Source organism: Pseudomonas sp. HY2-MNA-CIBAN-0224 (genome assembly GCF_040310285.1).
Lineage (GTDB): Bacteria > Pseudomonadota > Gammaproteobacteria > Pseudomonadales > Pseudomonadaceae > Aquipseudomonas > Aquipseudomonas helleri.
The window spans coordinates 1-283 of record NZ_JBEOPQ010000396.1 but is presented as its reverse complement, the minus strand read 5'-3'; the positions used below and the strand labels follow the sequence as shown (position 1 = coordinate 283).

The following is a 283-nucleotide window of genomic DNA, read 5'->3' as shown; positions in this document are numbered from 1 at the left end:
GATTAAACCGGAGGCATTTTAATGACCATATATGCGCTTTCACAGCTGGTTATTTATTTAATCGTTCTATTTACCTTAGGGTATTTTCTATCAGGGTACCTGCTGCAAAGGATGCAAGCCCCTGTTTCTCGGCTTGAATCCCGTATTTTTACGACGCTAGGTATGATCGGTCAAGATACCAAGGGCAACCCTGCTTTTGGTATGAATTGGAAACAGTACGCGCTCGCCATTGTGCTATTCAATCTCATTGGATTGTTGGGGTTATTTGTGTTGCAGTTGGTGC

1 protein-coding gene is annotated in these 283 nt (G+C 43.1%); it reads left to right on the top strand.

Features of this window, described 5'->3' with window-relative positions; genetic code table 11:
- Positions 1–21 precede the first annotated feature (21 nt).
- Positions 22–283, top strand: a 262-nt coding sequence (locus AAEZ03_RS26895) for a potassium-transporting ATPase subunit KdpA (RefSeq protein ID WP_350582854.1), incomplete at its 3' end; no start/stop codon positions are given.